Here is a 19,638-nt window from a genome sequence, read left to right on the forward strand (position 1 = left end):
TTTGATCGACGCTCAATCCTGCCACAGCACCGCCTCGCTGCGCTCGCTCCATTCTTCGAAACGAGCTCCGTAGGTGTCTTCGATAATGTTGCGTTTGATCTTCAAGGTCGGGGTGAGGAAGCCGTTCTCCACTGCCCAACTGTCCTTGACCACCACCAGCCGACGCAGGCGCTCGTGCTTGTCGAGCACGGCGTTGACCTCCTCCAGCAATTTTTCCAGGCTCGAATGCAGCGGCGCGCGGGGCTCTTCCCGGCCCACCGCCGAGAGCACGCACAACCCCAGCGGCGCACTCAGGCCATCGCCGACCACACAGACCTGCTCGATCCGCGAATGCACCGCCAGACGGTTTTCGATCGGCGCCGGGGCGACGTATTTGCCCTTGCTGGTCTTGAAGATTTCCTTGAGCCGCCCGGTCAGGCGCAAGCGCCCTTCGGCGTCCTGTTCGCCCTTGTCGCCGGTGCGCAGGAAGCCGTCTTCGGTGAGGGTCTCGGCGGTTTTCTGCGGTTCCTTGAAATAGCCGAGCATGTTCGCCTGGCTGCGCACCTGCACTTCACCCGACTCGTCGATCCGCACTTCAACTTCGGGGCACGGCCGGCCGATCCAGCCTTCCTTGTATTGCCCCGGCAGGCAGATGTGCGAATAACCGCAGCTTTCGGTCATGCCGTAGACCTCCAGCACGTCGAGCCCGAGTTTCTGATACCAGCGCAACAGGGTCAGCGGCACCGGCGCCGCACCGGACAGCGCCACGCGCAACGCATCCAGCCCCAACCCCGCCAATACCTTGTGGCCGATCCGTTTGCCGATAAAGGGCAGACCGAGCAGGAAATCCAGACGTTTTGCCGGGATCTTGCTGTAGACGCCCATCTGGAACTTGGTCCAGATCCGCGGCACCCCGAACATCGCCGTCGGCCGCGCCCGCTTGAGATCGGCAAGAAAGGTGTCGAGGCTTTCGGCGAAAAAAACTGTCTGCCCGGTATAGATCGACGCCAGTTCAACGAACATCCGTTCGGCCACATGACACAGCGGCAGATACGACAGCAGCCGGTCGTTCTCATTGAGGCCGAACAACTGCGTGCCGCGCGTCGTCGCAAACCCGAGATTGGCGAAGCTGTGCATCACGCCCTTGGGCTGGCCGGTGGTGCCGGAGGTGTAAATGATCGTCGCCAGTTGCTCGGCGGCGGGACGCGGATCGTCCTGGATCGGCGAGCTGCGTTGCAGGTCATCCCAGTTGAAATCGAATGTGCCCGGTGGATGCAGCGGCAGGCTGACGGTGGTCAGGCCGGCCGGTACACCCGGCGACATGCCCGGCCAGTCATCGAGTTTGCCGATGAACGCCAGCACGCTTTCCGAGTGGGTCAGCACCTGATTCACGGATTCGGCGGTGAGGTTCGGATAGAGCGGCACCGAAACGTGCCCGGCCATCCAGATCGCCAGGTCGGCGATGATCCAGTGCGCGCAGTTTTTCGAGATCAGGGCGATGTGGCTGCCTTGCGGCAATTCCCGGGAGCGCAGCCAGTGCGCCGCGCAGCGGGCCTGATGGCCGACGTCGGCCCAGGTCAGTGTCTCGACCTGCCCGCCGCCGATCGGCTGCACCAGAAAACGCTGACGCGGGTGCCGGGCCTCGCGTTCGTAAAACACGTCCAGCGGCAAACGGAAGGCGGAAGACATTCGACTCGCTCCTGTTTTTTGGTCTGGAGCAAGCGTAGTCAACCAAGCAAGTGCTTGGTTGACTATTTCATACAAAAAATTTCAGGGATGTTTAAGGCTGTTGAGCGTCATCGAGCCGATCAGCAACTCGCTGTGTTCAAGCTCGGCGAGCCCGGCGGTGCTGACCTTTTCCGGTGGGTAGCCCGCACCGTGTTGCAGGTAGCTGAGCAAATTGCCCACCAGCGGATTGTGGCTGACCAGCAGCACGTTGCTCACCGACACCAGTTGCTCGGCCACGCGGTCCGGGTCAACTTCCGGGGTCAACCACTCGACTGTACGGATTTCCGGCTCGAAGCCCAGCGCCTCGCGCACCAGTTGCGCCGTCTGCTGCGCCCGCAGGTACGGGCTGGCGTAGATCGCCGTCAGCGGCTGGCCCATCAAACGGGCCGCGCTGCTCAACACTTCCTTGCGACCGTGGGCGGTCAGTTCCCGCTCGGAGTCGGGGCGCGAGCCATAGGGCTCGGCCTCACCGTGACGCAATACCCAGAGTTTCATAGCTTGGGTTCCTCATCCCGGGCCGGATGCGGTGCCGGCGCGACAACGTGTGGCGCTTCACCTTCCGGCGTACGCGGCGCCGGCCAGTCGGCGAACGGCCAGGGTTTCTGGTCGCTGTGGAAGCTGCCGAAACGGCCGATCTGCGCCAGAAACTGGCTCAGGCTGTCGCCGAAATTCATCAGGCTGGCGCTTGGGGCGCCATAGAACAAACGATAGATCAACTGCACCAGCACCACCGCGCCGAGGATGAACTGCGCCACCTGCCAGACCAGGATGTAAACAATCATCCACAACACCCGCAGGAGGATGGATTCATATTTGGCTTCGGTTTTCGGATCGTTCATGGCCTGCTCCCTGCTGAATCAGTTGAAACCACTGGTGGAAATAAAGTCGACATCGGTTTTCGGTTCGGCACGCATCAGCAGACCGATCACCTGCTCAAGCGTGCGCCCTTCGAACAGGATTGCATGCAGTCCGGCGACCAGCGGCATGTACACGCCGACCTCCTGGGCCTTGGCCTTGAGCACTTTCAGGGTGTTGACCCCTTCGGCCACTTCACCCAGGCGCGACACCGCTTCGTCGAGGCTCAAGCCCTGACCGAGGGCAAAACCGACCTGGTAGTTGCGGCTTTTCGGCGACGAGCAAGTGACGATCAGGTCACCGACACCGGCCAGACCGAGGAAGGTCATCGGGTTGGCGCCCTGATTCACCGCAAACCGGGTCATTTCGGCCAGGGCGCGGGTGATCAGCATGCTCTTGGTGTTTTCGCCCATTTCCAGCGCCACCGCCATGCCGGCGATGATCGCGTAGACGTTTTTCAGTGCGCCGCCCAGTTCCACGCCGAAACGGTCGGCGCTGGCGTAGACGCGGAAAGTGCGGCCATGCAACGCGGCCTGCACGGCTTTGCAGAGTTCTTCGTCTTCGCTGGCAACCACGGTGGCAGTCAGCGCGTGCTCGGCGATTTCCCGCGCGAGGTTCGGCCCGGACAGCACGCCGATACGTGCCTGCGGGGCGATCTCTTCGAGGATCTGGCTCATCAGTTTGAAGGTGTGGGCTTCGATGCCCTTGGTCAGGCTGACCAGCATCTTGCCGCTCAGGCGTTCGGCGTGTGCCGCCAATACCGTGCGCAGCGCGCTGGACGGCAACGCGACGAAACACAAATCGCAGGCGTCGAGGGTTTCCTGCAGGTCGGTGACCGCGGTCACGCCGGGCAGAATCTTGATGCCTTTGAGGTAACGCGGGTTCTCGCGATTGACCCGGATGGCCTCGGCCTGTTCGGGGTCACGCATCCACTGCCGGACATGATGGCCGTTCTCGGCCAACAGATTGGCCACGGCGGTACCGAAACTTCCGCCTCCCAGGACCGCAATCGGGCGCTGTTCAGTCATATGTAATCCGTTAATCCATACCAGTGGCGATGCCGGCATTATACGGAGCGTCCCCTTCTCGGACAGCCCCGGCGTCAATTACCCGCACTTGTAGGAAGAAGACCAATAAAACCGAGGAAAATGCCTGCAACGTGACTGGAAAAGTCGTCGACCTCGGTTAACATGCGCGCCAATTCTTTGCTATCAAGGCTGCGTCGTGTTTTCTGGCCCCCCTTCCCCGCGTTCGTCCCTGCTGCTGGCGCTGCTGTTCAGCCCGGTGCTGTTGGCGGACGACCTGTTTGTCGACAGTGAGGCCTTGCCGCAGATCCTGACCGCCACGCGGCTGAAACAGTCGCCGGCGGAAGTCCCCGGTAGCATGACCGTGCTCGACAGCGAACTGATCAGCGCCAGCGGTGCCCGGGACATCAGTGAACTGCTGCGCCTGGTGCCGGGGATGATGGTCGGCAATATCAGCGGCAATCAGGCGGCGGTGAACTATCACGGGACCAACGCCAGCGAAGCCCGGCGCATGCAGGTGTTGATCGACGGCCGCTCGGTGTACCGCGCCGGTCTGGCGACCGTGGACTGGAGCGATATCCCGGTGGCCATGGAAGACATCGAGCGCATCGAAGTCTTTCGCGGCCCGAACACCGTCAGCTACGGCGCCAACGCGCTGATGGCGGTGATCAACATCATCACCCGCAACCCGGCGGACAGCCACGGCACACGACTGAAGCTGACCCGCGGCCAACGCGGCATCAACGATTTCTATGCCAGCCAGAGCACCGGCTGGAATGGCGGCGACCTGCGTCTGTCGCTGTCCGGCCAGGAGGACGACGGCTTTGACAGCGACCGCACCGGCGCCGATTACCGCGACAACCGTCGCTTGAACCGCTTCAGCCTCGCGGTCAGCCAGACCCTGAGCGACAACCAGAGCCTGGACTGGCAGGTCAATGCCAAGGACGGGACCAATCAGCGGCCTTACACCTACCGCCCGGTGTTCTCCGGAATTACCGCTGCCGGGAACAATTCCGACGTGGTTGCCAAGGACTACGCCGGTTCGGTGCGCTGGAACCTGGACATCAACCCCGATCACAGCCTTTATGTGCAAGGCTCGGCGCAACACTGGGATCGCCAGCAGACCTGGCGCGCCTGTGACGCCGAAGTGTCGTTCAGCCCGCAATTGACCGAGCTGTGGCAACTCAATCCGAACTACACCGAACGCCTGGCCCGCAACATGACGCTGTTCACCGGGCCCGGCGCACCCGCCGGCACGCCACAGGAAATGACCCTGGCCAATCAGGTGCTGGACCAGTGGCGCAACGGTGCGCGCCAGACCCTGTGTGGCGACATCGACCAGAGTGCCCGGGAATCGCGCTACGACTTGGAGTTGCAGGACACCCTCAGCCTGTCCGATAGCCTGCGTCTGGTCAGCGGCCTGAACTATCGTTACGACCGGGCCGATTCCGAGACCTATTTCAACGGCACGCTGGACGACACCACCTGGCGCGCCTTCGGCCAGCTGGAATGGCGCGCCAGCGAACACTGGCTGTTGCAGGGCGGCGCCATGTTCGAAGACACGCAATTGATCGGCAGTTCGCTGACGCCCCGGTTTGCGGTCAACTACCTGTTCAACCCGCGCCACAGCCTGCGCGCGGTGTATTCGGAAGCCATCCGTTCGCCGGACATGTTCGAGAACAACGTCAACTGGAGTTATCAGGTGACCAACCTGCGGCCCGCCGCCTATGGCCAGTCTTCGGCGCGCTACTTCGTCAAGACCCGGGGCCCCGGCGATCTGGACCAGGAGCACATGCGCTCGCGGGAGCTGGGCTACAACGGCTATTTCCCGGAGTGGGGCCTGGCCCTGGACGTGAAGCTGTTCTACGACGAAATCACCGGGATGATCAGCGAGCCGCTGCGCAACAATCAGTACATCGCCAGCAACGCCAACGATTCGCGGTTTCGCGGCACCGAGACGCAACTGGACTGGCGCCTGAGTGCGGCTGACCGCTTGCGCCTGACATACGCCTTCGTCGACGCCGAGGCGAGCAATCCGCTGGATCAGCAATTCACCGCGCGCAACAGCGGTTCGGCGGGCTGGCTGCGCGATTGGGGCCACGGCTGGAACAGCGCCCTCTTCTATTACGGTGACAACGCGCTCAACGGTTACCGCTTCGAGCGGGTCGACACCCGGATCGCCAAACGCATCGCCCTGGGCAAAGCCCAGCTGCAACTGGCCGGCGTGCTGCAACAACGCCTCGACCATGAGCCGACCACCTTCGTCGACAACAATTACGACGAACGCCGCGTGGTGTATTTCAGCGCCGAGCTGGAGTTCTAGATGCGTTACGCCCTGTCACGGAAGATGCCAACGCTCGGCCAATGGCTGGCCGGGCTGTGTCTGTTCCTGACAGCGTGGCTGCATGGCGTGGCCGTGCAGGCGGCCGATATTCTGCTGACCGGCGCCGAGGAAAGCCCCGGTGTGCAGTCCTTCGTTCAGGCCCTGAGCGAACTGCGCCCCACCGACCGCGTGCATTTCCAGCCACTGGCCAGCCTGCCGGCGCCGGGCAAGTTGCCGTCGAGCCTGCGCCTGATTCTGCTGGATCTGCCGAGCCTCGACTGGCGCATGCAGGAATCCCAAGGGCCGGCGACGTTGGTCCTGCGCATCAGCCGTTTGCAGGCCCGGCAACGCTTCGGCGACGCGCAACCACCCCACTTGAGCCTGCTGTGGGCCGATCCGCCGCTGAGTCGTCAGTTGCAACTGATCCGCCGGATTCTGCCCCAGGCCGGGCGCGTCGGCGTGCTGTTCGATCAGCACAGCGAATTCCTGCTCAAGGAGCTGCAATCGGCCGCCCAGCCGCTGAATCTGCAAATCGTCCCGCAGCGCTGGGACAACACCCATGACAGCCGCCCCTTGCAGACCGTGCTGAAAAGCAGCGACGTGCTGCTGGGCCTCGACGACCCTGACCTGTACAACCCGAAAACCGCGAAGAACCTGTTGCTCAGCAGTTACTCTCGGCAACTGGCACTGGTCGGGCCGAATGTCTCGTTCGTTCGCGCCGGCAGCCTGGCCAGTACCTACAGCGATCAGAACGACTGGCTGGCCGTCCTCGACGAACTGCTGGACCGGCCACCGGCCACCTGGCCGCGCACGCTCTACCCCGGGCGTTTTAAAGTCTCAAGTAATGCGCAGGTGGCTCGTTCCTTAGGGATAGAACCGATGAATGAAGCGTCTGTCGCCGCAGAGCTGGCCGAAGGAGAGCGCCGCCCATGATTTTCCGCCGTTGGGACATCAACACCCGCACTCAGTTGATCAGTCTGGGCCCTGCGCTGTTGCTGACCTTGCTGCTGATCAGCTTTTTCACCTTCGTGCGCATTCAGGATTTGCGTCAGGAGCTGAATCACACCGGCCAGTTGATCGCCAACCAGCTCGCACCGGCCACCGAGTACGGGGTGATTTCCGGCAACAACGAAGTCCTGGAAAGCCTGCTCAAGGCCACGCTGGCCACGCCGAACGTGCGGTTTCTGGAAGTGCAGGACAGCGCCAACCGGATTCTGGCCTACGTCGAACAGCCGGCGGATGCGCACAATCGCCCGCATCAGGTCGAAGTGTTCCAGGCGCCGGTGCGGCTGCAACGCATCGCCTTGCACAACGATTTCTTTCAGGACGGCAAGAGCAGCCCCGGCGTGGCCAGCGAAGATTATCTGGGGCGGGTGATCGTCGGGCTGTCGAATGACGCCTTCAGTCAGCGCCAACAGGAGATCCTGCTCAAGGCCGGGATTCTGGCGTTGTTCGCCCTGCTCTTCACCTTTGTGCTGGCGCGGCGACTGGCCGGCAGCCTGTCGCAGCCGATCCGCGACATCGGCAATGCGGTCAAGGCGATTCAGGAGGGCGACTACAAAACCCCGCTGCCGATCGTCGATGACACCGAGCTGGGCGCACTGTCCCAGCACATCAACAACCTGGCCCAGGCGCTGGAGCAGGCCAGCCGCGAACAGCATCAGGCGATGGCGCAACTGATCCAGACCCGCGAAGAGGCGGAAAAGGCCAACAACGCCAAATCGGATTTCCTGGCGATGATGAGCCATGAGCTGCGCACCCCGATGAACGGCGTGCTGGGCATGCTGCAATTGCTGGAAACCACCGACATGACCGAGGAGCAGGTCGAGTACGCGGCGCTGGCTTCCGAGTCCACCGAGCACTTGCTCAAGGTGATCAACGACATTCTGGATTTCTCGCGCATCGAACGTTCGGAGCTGGAGCTGGAGCACATTCCGTTCAACCTAGCCGACCTGATCGGCGCCTGCGCCCATTCCTTCCAGCACAGCGCGGCGCAACGCGGGTTGGCCCTGCAACTGCGGATCCCCGATGACATGCACGACTTGCAGGTACAGGGCGATCCGACGCGGATCCGGCAGATTCTGGTCAACCTGGTGGGCAATGCGCTGAAGTTCACCGAGCAGGGGCGCGTCAGCATCGAGGCGCAATGGCAATCGCTGGATCACGAGTTGTTGTGGTTCACCTGCGCGGTGCGTGACAGTGGCATCGGGATTTCGCCGCAGAGCCTGGAGCTGATGTTCAACGCGTTCCAGCAGGCCGACAGCTCGATTTCCCGTCGTTATGGCGGCACCGGCCTGGGCCTGCCGATTGCCCGCACCCTCGCCGAGCGGATGGGCGGCACCTTGCGTGCCCAGAGTGAAGAAGGTCGCGGCTCGGTGTTCACCCTGGAAATACCACTGGCCCTATATAAGCAGGCACTGCCCGCGCTGGCGGCACCGCGCGCATTGAACGGTAACCGTCACGGCGAAGGACGCCATGTGTTGCTGGTCGAGGACAACCCGGTCAACCAGACCGTGATCGAAGCGATGCTGCGCAGCCTGGGCTTTACCGTCAGCGTCGCCACCGATGGCGTGCAGGCGGTGCGCAGTGCCGGGGACAGCCGTTTCGAAGCGATCCTGATGGATTGCCGCCTGCCGCTCATCGACGGTTACGAGGCGACGAGACAGATCCGCCGCCTGCCCGGCTGCGGCCAGGTGCCGATCATCGCCCTGACCGCCAACGCGTTGCAGGGTGATCGCGAAAACTGCCTGTCGGCGGGGATGAACGATTACCTGGCCAAGCCATTCAAACGCAATGACCTGCAGCAGATTCTGCAGCGCTGGGTGCAGTAGAGAGGCCCTTTCGAGCATCTGCGACTGGCGTGAAAAGCGAAAGTGCGGCAGTCTTAGGCACCCGAACGGGCCTCAAAAGGGGCTTGATTAAAAATTTCAGTGCACAAGTGTACATTCATGTCCTTGGTGCTGTGACTTTCACCACAACGCAATAGTCTATGAGTAGGCTGCCGGTTCGAGGCATGAACGCGTCGATCGGCCGGGAAGATTTGCCCCACCTGCCGCATGGGATTATTGAGGAGCTCGCATGACCAAACAAAACGCCTTTACTCGGGAAGACCTGCTGCGCTGCAGTCGCGGTGAGCTGTTCGGCCCAGGTAACGCGCAACTGCCCGCCCCGAACATGCTGATGGTGGATCGCATCACCCTGATCAGCGAAGAAGGCGGCAAGTACGGCAAAGGTGAATTGGTCGCCGAGCTGGATATCAACCCTGACCTGTGGTTCTTCGCGTGCCACTTCGAAGGCGATCCGGTGATGCCGGGCTGCCTGGGTCTGGACGCCATGTGGCAACTGGTCGGTTTCTTCCTGGGCTGGCAAGGCCTGCCGGGCCGCGGCCGTGCGCTGGGTTCGGGCGAAGTGAAATTCTTCGGCCAGGTCCTGCCGACCGCCAAGAAAGTCACCTACAACATTCATATCAAGCGCGTCCTCAAGGGCAAGCTGAACCTGGCCATCGCCGACGGTTCGGTGACTGTCGACGGTCGCGAAATCTACACCGCCGAAGGCCTTCGCGTCGGCGTGTTCACCTCCACTGACAACTTCTAAGGGTTATTCGCATGCGCCGCGTCGTTATCACTGGTCTGGGCATCGTTTCGTGCCTGGGCAATGACAAAGAGACCGTCTCCGCTAACCTGCGTGCAAGCCGCCCTGGCATCCGGTTCAACCCGGAATACGCCGAAATGGGTCTGCGTAGCCAGGTTTCCGGCTCCATCGACCTCAACCTTGAAGAGCTGATCGATCGCAAGATCTATCGCTTCGTCGGCCACGCAGCGGCTTACGCCTACCTGGCCATGAAAGACGCCATCGCTGACTCCGGTCTGACCGAAGAGCAGGTGTCCAACCCGCGTACCGGCCTGATTGCAGGTTCCGGCGGCGCGTCGACCCTGAACCAGATGGAAGCGTTGGACATCCTGCGCGAGAAAGGCGTCAAGCGCGTCGGCCCATACCGTGTAACGCGGACCATGAGCAGCACCGTTTCGGCGTGCCTGGCCACACCGTTCAAGATCAAGGGCCTGAACTACTCCATCGCTTCTGCCTGCGCCACCAGTGCTCACTGCATCGGTACCGCCATGGAACAGATCCAGATGGGCAAGCAGGACATCGTGTTCGCCGGTGGCGGTGAAGAAGAGCACTGGAGCCAGTCGTTCCTGTTCGACGCGATGGGCGCACTGTCCAGCAAGCGTAACGACACCCCGGAACAAGCTTCCCGCGCCTACGACGCCGACCGTGACGGTTTCGTCATCGCCGGTGGTGGCGGCATGGTGGTGGTCGAGGAACTGGAACACGCTCTCGCCCGTGGCGCGAAGATCTACGCGGAAATCGTTGGCTACGGCGCGACTTCCGACGGCTACGACATGGTGGCTCCAAGCGGCGAAGGCGCCATCCGCTGCATGCAGCAGGCGCTGTCCACCGTCGACACCCCGATCGACTACCTGAACACCCACGGCACTTCGACTCCGGTCGGCGACGTCGCGGAAATGAAAGGTGTGCGCGAAGTGTTCGGCGACAAGGCCCCGGCCATCAGCTCCACCAAGAGCCTGTCCGGTCACTCCCTGGGCGCCGCCGGCGTTCACGAAGCGATCTACTGCATGCTGATGATGGAAGGCAACTTCATCGCCGGTTCGGCCAACATCGACGAACTGGACCCTGAAGTGGCCGATCTGCCGGTGCTGACCAAGACCCGCGAGAACGCCACCATCAACACCGTGATGAGCAACAGCTTCGGCTTCGGTGGCACCAACGCCACCCTCGTGCTGAAGCGCTGGGAAGGCAAGTAATTCCCTCCCGCTGAGCCGCACATGAAAACGCCCCGACTGGTTCGGGGCGTTTTTTTTTGCCTGGAGAAAGGCATTTTCAGCGGCGCCAAGATGAAACGTTTGTCATGCAACTTACCGCCCTGCGACTGAATGTCGCGGTTTCTGCGGGCTCCAGCGCTGTTGCAGATTTCGCAAGAATACATTGCACGAATCGGGCGTTTACTTAGCAGGCTAACAAAATCTATAACAGAGTCCTGCACACGCCTTGCTGCAGATAACTTGAGATTTGGAGCTAGCAGATGACTGTAAAAGTAACTGAACGCGACGATTCACACATGTCCCATGAAGGCGTAGCCGCCGGCGTACGGATCTGGGATGTGCATCAACAAGACTTGCTGGTCGGCATGTTCCACAACGAGATCGACGCCCACAACTACAAGGCCGAACTGGAACTGCAGGAACAGCAGCGGGATCGGAAATCCGCCTGAAACAAAACCACAGCATTGAAAACGACAAACCCCGCCATGAGCGGGGTTTGTCGTTGTTGAGTGCTTCAGGGCCGCTTCGCAGCCCGGCGAGACCCGATTACCACATCAGATCATCAGGGATCACGTAGGCCGCGTACGGATCGTCCTCGGCATTGACCTCTTCGACCTTCTCGTTGAGCTGGACGATGCGCTGTGGATCGCGCTCCTGAATCTTCAGGGCGGCCTCACGAGGAATCACTTCGTAGCCGCCGGCGTGGTGCACGATCGCCAGCGAACCGCTGCTGAGCTTGTTGCGCATCAGCGTGTTGACCGAGATGCGCTTGACCTTCTTGTCGTCGACGAAGTTGTAGTAGTCCTCGGTGGTCAGCTTCGGCAGACGCGAGACCTCGATCAACTGCTTGACCTGGGCGGCGCGGGCCTTGGCCTCGGCCTTCTCCTGCTGCTGACGGTTCAGCTCCTGGTCGCGCTTGACCTTCTCGGCCTGGGCTTCCTGGGCAGCACGCTGCTGGGAGTCGTCCAGTTCGATCTGACCCTTGTGGGCCAGGCGCTGTTGTTTCTGTTTGTCTTTGCTGACCTGCTTGGCCTGCTTTTGGTTGACCAGTCCTGCCTTGAGCAACTGGTCGCGAAGGGAAAGGCTCATTGATGCTTACTCACTTGGGCAACGGCTCAGCCACAGCTGGGCGAATTCTTTTCCTGACGTTTGGCTTCGCCCCACAGGGCGTCCAACTCTTCGAGGGTGCAATCTTCCATGGGTCGGTGGGTGTCGCGCAATGCCTGTTCGATAAAACGGAAACGTCGCTCGAACTTGGCGTTGGCGCCACGCAACGCAGTTTCCGGATCGACCTTCAGGTGCCGGGCCAGATTGACCACCGAAAACAGCAGATCACCGATCTCGTCGGCCACCGCTTGCGGGTCATTTTCGGACATGGCTTCGAGCACTTCATCGAGTTCTTCACGGACCTTGTCCAGCACCGGCAACGCATCCGGCCAGTCGAAACCGACCTGCCCTGCGCGCTTCTGCAACTTGGCCGAGCGGGACAACGCCGGCAACGCAGCCGGCACATCGTCGAGCAGTGACAGTTGCTGCGGCTCTGCGGATTTCTCGGCACGCTCTTCGGCCTTTATCTCCTCCCAGCGCTGCTTGACCTGCTCTTCGTTCAAACGCGGCACGTCCAGCGGCGCATACAGATCGCCAGTGGGGAACACGTGCGGATGGCGACGGATCAGCTTGCGAGTGATGCTGTCGACCACCCCGGCGAATTCGAACCGCCCCTCCTCCCGCGCCAGCTGGCTGTAATACACCACCTGAAACAGCAGATCGCCCAACTCGCCCTGCAAGTGGTCGAAGTCGCCGCGCTCGATGGCGTCGGCGACTTCGTAGGCCTCTTCAAGGGTGTGCGGGACGATGGTCGCGTAAGTCTGCTTGATGTCCCATGGGCAACCGTACTGCGGGTCGCGCAGACGGTTCATCAGATGCAGCAGGTCTTCAAGGCTGTAGATCGGTTTCATGGAGTCCGGTTACGCCGCGTTTCGATGATGTTCGGCAACTGGGAAATCCGCCCCAGCAATCGCCCCAGCGCGTCCAGACCCGGAATCTCGATGGTCAGGGACATCAGCGCGGTGTTGTCCTCCTTGTTCGAGCGGGTGTTGACCGCCAGCACGTTGATCCGCTCGTTGAGCAGCACCTGCGAAACGTCACGCAGCAGACCGGAACGATCGTAGGCGCGGATGACGATATCCACCGGATAGGTGAGCACCGGCACCGGGCCCCAGCTGACCTGGATGATCCGCTCCGGCTCGCGCCCGGCCAGTTGCAGCACCGAGGCGCAGTCCTGACGGTGAATGCTCACGCCACGGCCCTGGGTGATGTAGCCGACGATCGCATCGCCCGGCAACGGCTGGCAGCAGCCGGCCATCTGCGTCATCAGGTTGCCGACGCCCTGGATCTGAATGTCGCCGCGCTTGCCCGGTTTGTAGCCGGTCGCCTTGCGCGGAATCAGTTCCAGCTGTTCGTTGCCGCGTTCCGGCTCGACCAGTTGTTGCGCGAGGTTGACCAGTTGCGCCAGACGCAGGTCGCCGGCGCCGAGGGCGGCGAACATGTCCTCGGCGGTTTTCATGTTGGCCTTGTCGGCCAGCTTGTCGAAGTCCACCGCCGGCAGGCCGAGGCGATTGAGCTCGCGCTCGAGCAGGGTCTTGCCCGCCGCGACGTTCTGATCGCGCGCCTGCAACTTGAACCAGTGCACGATCTTCGCCCGCGCCCGGGACGTGGTGACGTAGCCCAGATTCGGGTTCAGCCAGTCACGGCTCGGAGTGCCGTGCTTGCTGGTGATGATCTCGACCTGTTCACCGGTCTGCAGGCTGTAGTTGAGCGGAACGATGCGCCCGTTGATCTTCGCGCCACGGCAGTTGTGACCGATTTCGGTGTGCACGCGGTAGGCGAAGTCCAGCGGCGTCGCGCCCTTCGGCAAGTCGATGGCGTGACCGTCCGGGGTGAAGATGTAGACCCGGTCCGGCTCGATATCGACCCGCAGCTGTTCGGCCAGACCACCGATGTCGCCCAGCTCTTCGTGCCACTCGAGGACCTGACGCAGCCAGGAGATTTTCTCTTCGTAGTGATTGGAGCCGGACTTGACGTCGGTGCCCTTGTAGCGCCAGTGCGCGCAGACACCGAGTTCGGCCTCTTCGTGCATCGAATGGGTCCGGATCTGGACTTCCAGCACCTTGCCTTCCGGGCCGATTACCGCCGTGTGCAGCGAGCGGTAGCCGTTCTCTTTCGGGTTGGCGATGTAGTCGTCGAACTCTTTCGGGATATGCCGCCACAGGGTGTGGACGATACCGAGCGCGGTGTAGCAGTCGCGCATTTCCGGCACCAGCACGCGCACCGCACGCACGTCGTAGATCTGGCTGAACTCCAGACCCTTGCGCTGCATTTTGCGCCAGATCGAATAGATGTGTTTGGCCCGACCGCTGATGTCGGCTTCGACGCCGGTGGCCTGCAGTTCGTCCTTGAGCTGGGTCATCACGTCAGCGATGAAACGCTCACGATCCAGCCGCCGCTCATGCAGCAGCTTGGCAATCTGTTTGTATTGATCGGGTTCCAGGTAACGGAAGGACAGGTCCTCCAGTTCCCATTTGATATGACCGATGCCGAGTCGATGCGCGAGCGGCGCATAGATGTCGAACACTTCCCGGGCGACCCGGTTACGTTTTTCGTCGTCGGCGGTTTTCACTGCACGGATCGCGCAGGTGCGTTCGGCGAGTTTGATCAGCGCGACACGCACGTCGTCGACCATCGCCACCAGCATCTTGCGCAGGTTTTCCACCTGGCCCTGAGTGCCGAGCACCATCGACTGGCGCGGGCTGAGGCTGGCACTGATCGCCGCCATGCGCAGCACGCCGTCGATCAGCTTGGCGACCACCGGGCCGAAGCGCTGGCTGACCGCTGCGAGTTCAATCTGGCCTTCGCGTACGCCGCGATAAAGAACCGCGGCAACCAGCGAATCCTGATCGAGCTTGAGGTCGGCGAGGATCTCGGCGATCTCGAGGCCCGTGCTGAAACTGCCGCTGCCTTCGGACCAGAGATTCTTCGCCGCATTGGATTGCTGCTCGGCCTGGCGAGCGTACTCGCAGGCCTCTTTCAAGGCTTCGCGATCCAGTGCCAGATCGACACTGACCGCGTGATCGAGCCAAGCCTCGAGATTGATACTGCCGTCAGTGTTGATCGGCTGGTGTGCTCTCACCTGTACCATCTTGCTTTACCTTCCCTACGACGCAGATTCAATGCGTCAAATCACTGACCGTCAATGCCCGTTCGCGCTCGCGGGGCCAAGGCGAGCGCTACGGACGACCAGTCGGATCAGACGAGCCATCCTGGCTCGCTTCAAATAACGCCATGGCCTCGACATGTGCCGTCTGAGGAAACATATCGAGAATCCCGGCACGTTTTAACCGGTAGCCCTGCTTGATCAATTCGACCGTATCGCGCGCCAGAGTTGCAGGGTTGCACGACACGTACACCAACCGTTTGGCGCCCAAGGCCGCCAGCTTGCGCACCACCTCGAAAGCACCGTCGCGCGGTGGGTCCAAGAGTACCGCAGAAAAGCCGTTTCCGATCCACTGGGCATCGGTCAAAGGCTGGGATAAATCGGCCTGAAAAAACTTTGTGTTATGCAAATTGTTGCTGGCGGCATTCGCTGCCGCGCGATCGACCATGGTCTGCACGCCTTCGACCGCCACCACTTCACGCGCAGCTTTCGCCAGCGGCAGGGCGAAGTTGCCGAGGCCGCAAAACAGGTCGAGCACGCGCTCATCGCTCGTCGGTTTCAACCAGTCCAGCGCCTGGGCGACCATGGCCTCGTTGACCCCGGCATTGACCTGGATGAAATCCCCCGGCCGGTAAGCCAATTGCAGATCCCACTGTTCCAGGTGATAGCCAAGCGACTGTGCATCATCCACCGGCTGCGGTTCGCCTTCGCCATGCAGCCAGAGCTGCGCTTCATGGAACGCGCAGAAATCCTTGAGGATCGTCAGGTCGGCCTCGGACAGCGGCGCCATGTGACGCAGCAGTACGGCGAGTGACGAGCCACTGAACAATTCGACATGCCCCAGCGCCTGAGGTTTGCTCAAGCGTCGCAGCATCTCCGGCAAGCGGGTCATGATCGGCTGCAAGGGCTGTACCAGCACCGGGCATTCGCTGATCGCGACGATGTCCTGACTGCCGGCGGCGCGGAAACCGACTTCGAGCTTCTTGGTCTTGCTGTCCCAGCGCACGGCGATCCGGGCGCGGCGACGGTAGCTGAATTCGGGGCCGGTCAACGGCGCCGCCCACTCTTCGGGCTCGGCACCGGCGACTCGCGACAACTGCTCGGCGAGCATGCGCTGTTTCAGGGCAAGCTGTTCGTTGTGGGGCAGATGCTGAACGCTGCAACCGCCGCAACGGCCGGCGTGCTGGCAAGGTGCGGGACGACGCAATTGACTGGCGCTGAACACGCGCTCGGTGCGCGCCTCGACCACTTTGCCGTGAGCGCCGAGCACCCGCGCTTCGACCTCTTCACCCGCGAGGGCGCCGAGGACGAACCAGGTTTTGCCTTCAAAAAACGCGATGCCGCGACCGTCATTGGCCAGGCGCTCGATGCTCAGGCGCTGCTTTTTGCCGGTCGGGATTTGCGCGGCCTTGCTGCCGCCGGTGGGCTGGAAGCGCAGGCCTCTCTCATGCTTGGCCATCAGTTGGGCGCGTCGAAAATGCCGGTCGACAGGTAACGGTCGCCACGGTCGCAGATGATCGCGACGATCACCGCGTTTTCAACTTCTTTGGACAGGCGCAGCATCGCTGCCACCGCACCGCCCGAGGACACGCCGCAGAAGATGCCTTCTTCGCGGGCCAGACGCCGGGTGACGTCCTCGGCTTCGCTTTGCGCCATGTCGACGATGCGGTCAACGCGGTCGGCCTGGTAGATCTTCGGCAGGTATTCCTGCGGCCAGCGGCGGATGCCGGGAATGGCCGAGCCTTCCATCGGTTGCAGGCCGATGATCTGCACGTTGTCGTTCTGTTCCTTGAGGTAACGCGACACGCCCATGATGGTGCCGGTGGTGCCCATGGAGCTGACGAAGTGGGTGATGGAGCCCTGGGTCTGACGCCAGATTTCCGGGCCGGTGGTGGTGTAGTGCGCTTCAGGGTTGTCGCCGTTGGCGAACTGATCCAGCACCTTGCCACGGCCTTCGGCTTCCATCCGCTGGGCGAGATCGCGAGCGCCTTCCATGCCCTCTTCCTGGCTGACCAGAATCAGCTCTGCGCCGTAAGCGGTCATCGCCGCCTTACGCTCGGCGCTGGAGTTGTCCGGCATGATCAGGATCATCTTGTAACCCTTGATCGCGGCGGCCATCGCCAGGGCGATCCCGGTGTTGCCCGAGGTCGCTTCGATCAGCGTATCGCCTTCGTGGATCTGCCCGCGCAACTCGGCACGGGTGATCATCGACAGCGCCGGACGATCCTTGACCGAACCCGCCGGGTTGTTCCCTTCGAGCTTGAGCAAAAGGGTGTTGCTGGTGACACCGGGCAGGCGCTGCAAACGCACCAGCGGCGTGTTGCCGACGCAATCGGCGATGGTTGGGTACTGCAAGGTCATGGCGTTTTTCGCAATCCGGACAGCGGGGGCGCCTATCATACCGGCAAACCTGCGCAGGCCATATCACGCAAAGTGTGGTGCTTATGGTTTATTGGAATAAGCAGAAAAGTCTGACCAGTGGTGAGACTTTCCTGTGCCGCTCACACAATCTGCGGGCGGTTCAAGTCCACGGTGGGAGCTGGCTTGCCAGCGAAGACGTCGGGACTGACAGCACTGTCATCCGCCACCAACCGCAGATTCAAGCGCAATCCCGACGGGCCGTTCTCGGCCCACAGGGTTCCGCCCTGGCGTTGCACCGCGTTCCTCGCGATACTCAGCCCCAACCCAAATCCACCGTCTCCCGGCCGCGAGCCGTCGAGTCGGATGAAGGGCGAGAAGATCCGCTCAAGATCCACTTCGGCCACGCCGCCGCCCTCGTCCTCCAGCCACAGGTGCCAGTAATCGCCATCCCGTCGACCGTCGAGCCGCACGACGCCTCCCGGTGGCGAATGGCGAATGGCGTTGCGCAGAATGTTTTCCAAGGCTTGGGCCAGGGTGTTGAGATTGCCGCGTACCCAGCAGGAAGCTTCAACGCCGCACTGCAACTGCCCCATCGGACAGCAGCTTTCGTAGCAGGCGTTTTCGGTGAGCATTTCCCACAGCGCCTGAATCTGGATCGCTTCGTCCGGCAACGGCGCGCGTTCGGTGTCGAGCCAGGCCAGCTGCAAGGTGTCCTCCACCAATCGCTGCATCACGTCGACTTCGCGACCGATACGTTCGCGCAGCGGTTGCAGCTGCTGCTCGCTTTCGCTGGCGACCCGCAACCGACTCAGGGGCGTGCGCAGTTCGTGGGACAGGTCGCGCAACAGTTGCTGTTGCAGGGCCACGGTGGATTGCAGGCGTTCGGACATCGAATCGAAGGCGCGGGCCAGTTCGCCGAGTTCATCGGGGCGCTGGGTGATGCCGCTCGACAACCGCACATTCAATTGATCGGCACGCCACGCATTGGCCTGCTCGCGCAGATTGTTCAGCGGCACCACCAACAGGCGATACAGGCCGACGCACAGCAGCAAGGTGAACAGACCGGGAATCACACCGTTGGTGATGACCCGCCAGAACACCCGGTATTTGCCCGGCAGAAATCGCTCGGGCAACTCGATCACCAGACTGCCGGCGGTCGGGTCATTGGGAAATGGGACCCGCAGCCACGGCCGGCCCTTTTTGTGAATCGGCCAGTCAAGGCCGCGCAGGAAGGTCAGGCGCTGGAGCTCCTGAACGTTCAACGGCTGGCTGCCCAGCGACTGCAGGTTGCCGCCGATCACGCCGACCCAGCCGGCCTCACGCAACTCCATGCTCTGCAACCAGCTATCGATGCCATCGCGCCCGCCCTGCTGCCAGGCGCGCTCGGCCTCGGAGGCATAACGGCTCAGCGTGCGACGGGCGTCGTCGGAGAGGAACTGGTTGCGCTGTTCCATGTACCGGCCCCAGGACCAGCTCAGCCAGATCATCAACAGACAGAACGCCACCAGCAGGCAGGCGAGTTTCCAGAACAGCGAGTGCCGGCCCGGAAGGTCAGACACTTTCATCGACGGCACTCAGGACGTAACCCTTGCCCCACACCGTGCGCACTTCACGCTCGGTGTAGCCGACCGACTTGAGTTTGCGGCGGATCTGGCTGATGTGCATGTCGAGGCTGCGGTCGTGGGCGGCATAACCACGCTGAAGAACGTGCTGATAAAGGAAGGCCTTGCTCAGCACTTCCTCGTCGTTGCGGTTGAGGGTTTCCAGCAGGCGGTATTCGCTGCGAGTCAGGCCGGCGGGCTGGTCGAGGTAGAACACATCGCACTGCTCATCGTCGAAACGCAGTCCGCCGACCGGCACCGCCGGAGCGATAGCCGCCGGACGACGGTCGAGGGCGACCCGGCGCAGGATCGCTTCGATCCGCACATGCAGCTCGGCCATGCTGAAGGGTTTGGGCAGATAGTCGTCGGCGCCGAGGCGGAAACCGCTGATACGGTCGGCTTCGGCACCGAGGGCTGACATCAGCAGCACCGGCGTGGAATGGCTCTGACGCAGTTGAGTCAGGACGTTCAATCCATCCAGCCCCGGCAACAGAATGTCCATCAACACCACATCGAACGGCTGGCGCCGGGCAATGCTCAGGCCTTCGCTGCCGTTCTGGCACCAGGTGACCTGGAAGCCGCTGCGGCCCAGTTGTTCATGGACATAGGCACCGAGGACGGGATCGTCTTCGATGGAAAGAATGCGGGGTTGGCCAATAGAGACAGGAGTCATGACTATCTGCAAATAATTCTCAGTTGGGCGATTATT

At 62.1% G+C, this 19,638-nt stretch carries 17 protein-coding genes; 6 read left to right on the forward strand and 11 right to left on the reverse strand.

Annotated features, from left to right (window positions below; all coding sequences use genetic code 11):
• Positions 1-12 precede the first annotated feature (12 nt).
• The 4 genes from ACEN93_RS09160 to ACEN93_RS09175 form a co-directional block, all read right to left on the reverse strand.
• A complete protein-coding gene (locus tag ACEN93_RS09160; protein ID WP_134334275.1) occupies positions 13-1,668 on the reverse strand; it encodes an AMP-binding protein in 1,656 nt (551 codons plus the stop codon).
• An 81-nt stretch (positions 1,669-1,749) separates the two neighbouring features.
• Positions 1,750-2,202, reverse strand: a complete 453-nt coding sequence (gene sixA / locus ACEN93_RS09165; RefSeq protein WP_007957806.1) for a phosphohistidine phosphatase SixA — start codon at positions 2,200-2,202, stop codon at positions 1,750-1,752.
• Positions 2,199-2,546 carry a DUF4389 domain-containing protein gene (locus tag ACEN93_RS09170; protein WP_039772859.1) on the reverse strand — a complete coding sequence of 116 codons (348 nt, stop codon included), beginning with the start codon at positions 2,544-2,546 and terminating at the stop codon, positions 2,199-2,201. The genes sixA and ACEN93_RS09170 overlap by 4 nt, the downstream gene beginning before the upstream one ends.
• An 18-nt stretch (positions 2,547-2,564) precedes the next feature.
• Positions 2,565-3,590: an NAD(P)H-dependent glycerol-3-phosphate dehydrogenase gene (locus ACEN93_RS09175; RefSeq protein ID WP_495611324.1), complete on the reverse strand. Its 1,026-nt coding sequence runs from the start codon at positions 3,588-3,590 to the stop codon at positions 2,565-2,567.
• Positions 3,591-3,786: 196 nt separating this feature from the next.
• Here ACEN93_RS09175 and ACEN93_RS09180 point away from each other — a divergent pair, with 196 nt between their 5' ends.
• The 6 genes from ACEN93_RS09180 (at position 3,787) to ACEN93_RS09205 (ending at position 11,203) form a co-directional block, all read left to right on the forward strand.
• Complete coding sequence (locus ACEN93_RS09180) at positions 3,787-5,910, forward strand: TonB-dependent receptor plug domain-containing protein (protein ID WP_414882126.1); 2,124 nt, start codon at positions 3,787-3,789, stop codon at positions 5,908-5,910.
• Complete coding sequence (locus ACEN93_RS09185) at positions 5,911-6,843, forward strand: ABC transporter substrate-binding protein (protein WP_414882125.1); 933 nt, start codon at positions 5,911-5,913, stop codon at positions 6,841-6,843.
• Positions 6,840-8,741 carry an ATP-binding protein gene (locus tag ACEN93_RS09190; protein ID WP_163976153.1) on the forward strand — a complete coding sequence of 634 codons (1,902 nt, stop codon included), beginning with the start codon at positions 6,840-6,842 and terminating at the stop codon, positions 8,739-8,741. The genes ACEN93_RS09185 and ACEN93_RS09190 overlap by 4 nt, the downstream gene beginning before the upstream one ends.
• 247 nt (positions 8,742-8,988) lie before the next feature.
• Positions 8,989-9,504, forward strand: a complete 516-nt coding sequence (fabA, locus tag ACEN93_RS09195) for a 3-hydroxyacyl-[acyl-carrier-protein] dehydratase FabA (protein WP_003227150.1) — start codon at positions 8,989-8,991, stop codon at positions 9,502-9,504.
• Positions 9,505-9,515: 11 nt separating this feature from the next.
• The gene (gene fabB / locus ACEN93_RS09200) at positions 9,516-10,736 is read left to right on the forward strand and encodes a beta-ketoacyl-ACP synthase I (protein WP_007957797.1); all 1,221 of its coding nucleotides are present in this window, start codon (positions 9,516-9,518) and stop codon (positions 10,734-10,736) included.
• 278 nt (positions 10,737-11,014) lie between these two features.
• Positions 11,015-11,203 (forward strand): hypothetical protein, encoded by a 189-nt coding sequence (locus tag ACEN93_RS09205; RefSeq protein ID WP_039772867.1) that lies wholly within the window; start codon positions 11,015-11,017, stop codon positions 11,201-11,203.
• Positions 11,204-11,300: 97 nt separating this feature from the next.
• Here the strand turns inward: ACEN93_RS09205 and ACEN93_RS09210 are convergent, their stop codons facing one another.
• The 7 genes from ACEN93_RS09210 to ACEN93_RS09240 form a co-directional block, all read right to left on the reverse strand.
• Positions 11,301-11,843, reverse strand: a complete 543-nt coding sequence (locus ACEN93_RS09210; protein WP_007957793.1) for a DUF2058 domain-containing protein — start codon at positions 11,841-11,843, stop codon at positions 11,301-11,303.
• Positions 11,844-11,869: 26 nt separating this feature from the next.
• Positions 11,870-12,703: a nucleoside triphosphate pyrophosphohydrolase gene (gene mazG, locus ACEN93_RS09215; protein ID WP_039772901.1), complete on the reverse strand. Its 834-nt coding sequence runs from the start codon at positions 12,701-12,703 to the stop codon at positions 11,870-11,872.
• Between the two features lie 5 nt (positions 12,704-12,708).
• Entirely contained in the window at positions 12,709-14,952 is a 2,244-nt protein-coding gene (gene relA / locus ACEN93_RS09220; protein ID WP_007957789.1) for a GTP diphosphokinase, read from the reverse strand.
• Between the two features lie 88 nt (positions 14,953-15,040).
• A complete protein-coding gene (rlmD, locus tag ACEN93_RS09225; protein ID WP_103386081.1) occupies positions 15,041-16,426 on the reverse strand; it encodes a 23S rRNA (uracil(1939)-C(5))-methyltransferase RlmD in 1,386 nt (461 codons plus the stop codon).
• Positions 16,426-17,328, reverse strand: coding sequence for a cysteine synthase CysM (gene cysM, locus ACEN93_RS09230; RefSeq protein ID WP_495611548.1), 903 nt, complete (start codon positions 17,326-17,328; stop codon positions 16,426-16,428). The genes rlmD and cysM overlap by 1 nt, the downstream gene beginning before the upstream one ends.
• 140 nt (positions 17,329-17,468) lie before the next feature.
• Positions 17,469-18,893, reverse strand: coding sequence for a sensor histidine kinase (locus ACEN93_RS09235; protein WP_495611325.1), 1,425 nt, complete (start codon positions 18,891-18,893; stop codon positions 17,469-17,471).
• A complete protein-coding gene (locus ACEN93_RS09240; RefSeq protein WP_039772876.1) occupies positions 18,880-19,602 on the reverse strand; it encodes a response regulator transcription factor in 723 nt (240 codons plus the stop codon). Before ACEN93_RS09240 ends, ACEN93_RS09235 begins: the two co-directional genes overlap by 14 nt.
• Between the last annotated feature and the right edge of the window lie 36 nt (positions 19,603-19,638).

The organism is Pseudomonas sp. Pseusp21, assembly GCF_059492145.1.

Excerpts from the sequence above, each read along its gene's own strand:
- ACEN93_RS09185 (WP_414882125.1), top strand. The coding sequence starts at position 5,911 with ATGCGTTACGCCCTGTCACGGAAGATGCCAACGCTCGGCCAATGGCTG.
- ACEN93_RS09210 (WP_007957793.1), bottom strand. The coding sequence starts at position 11,843 with ATGAGCCTTTCCCTTCGCGACCAGTTGCTCAAGGCAGGACTGGTCAAC.
- ACEN93_RS09190 (WP_163976153.1), top strand. The coding sequence starts at position 6,840 with ATGATTTTCCGCCGTTGGGACATCAACACCCGCACTCAGTTGATCAGT.
- ACEN93_RS09175 (WP_495611324.1), bottom strand. The coding sequence starts at position 3,590 with ATGACTGAACAGCGCCCGATTGCGGTCCTGGGAGGCGGAAGTTTCGGT.
- ACEN93_RS09205 (WP_039772867.1), top strand. The coding sequence starts at position 11,015 with ATGACTGTAAAAGTAACTGAACGCGACGATTCACACATGTCCCATGAA.
- cysM (WP_495611548.1), bottom strand. The coding sequence starts at position 17,328 with ATGACCTTGCAGTACCCAACCATCGCCGATTGCGTCGGCAACACGCCG.
- fabB (WP_007957797.1), top strand. The coding sequence starts at position 9,516 with ATGCGCCGCGTCGTTATCACTGGTCTGGGCATCGTTTCGTGCCTGGGC.
- ACEN93_RS09240 (WP_039772876.1), bottom strand. The coding sequence starts at position 19,602 with ATGACTCCTGTCTCTATTGGCCAACCCCGCATTCTTTCCATCGAAGAC.
- fabA (WP_003227150.1), top strand. The coding sequence starts at position 8,989 with ATGACCAAACAAAACGCCTTTACTCGGGAAGACCTGCTGCGCTGCAGT.
- ACEN93_RS09170 (WP_039772859.1), bottom strand. The coding sequence starts at position 2,546 with ATGAACGATCCGAAAACCGAAGCCAAATATGAATCCATCCTCCTGCGG.
- relA (WP_007957789.1), bottom strand. The coding sequence starts at position 14,952 with ATGGTACAGGTGAGAGCACACCAGCCGATCAACACTGACGGCAGTATC.
- rlmD (WP_103386081.1), bottom strand. The coding sequence starts at position 16,426 with ATGGCCAAGCATGAGAGAGGCCTGCGCTTCCAGCCCACCGGCGGCAGC.
- sixA (WP_007957806.1), bottom strand. The coding sequence starts at position 2,202 with ATGAAACTCTGGGTATTGCGTCACGGTGAGGCCGAGCCCTATGGCTCG.
- ACEN93_RS09235 (WP_495611325.1), bottom strand. The coding sequence starts at position 18,893 with ATGAAAGTGTCTGACCTTCCGGGCCGGCACTCGCTGTTCTGGAAACTC.
- ACEN93_RS09160 (WP_134334275.1), bottom strand. The coding sequence starts at position 1,668 with ATGTCTTCCGCCTTCCGTTTGCCGCTGGACGTGTTTTACGAACGCGAG.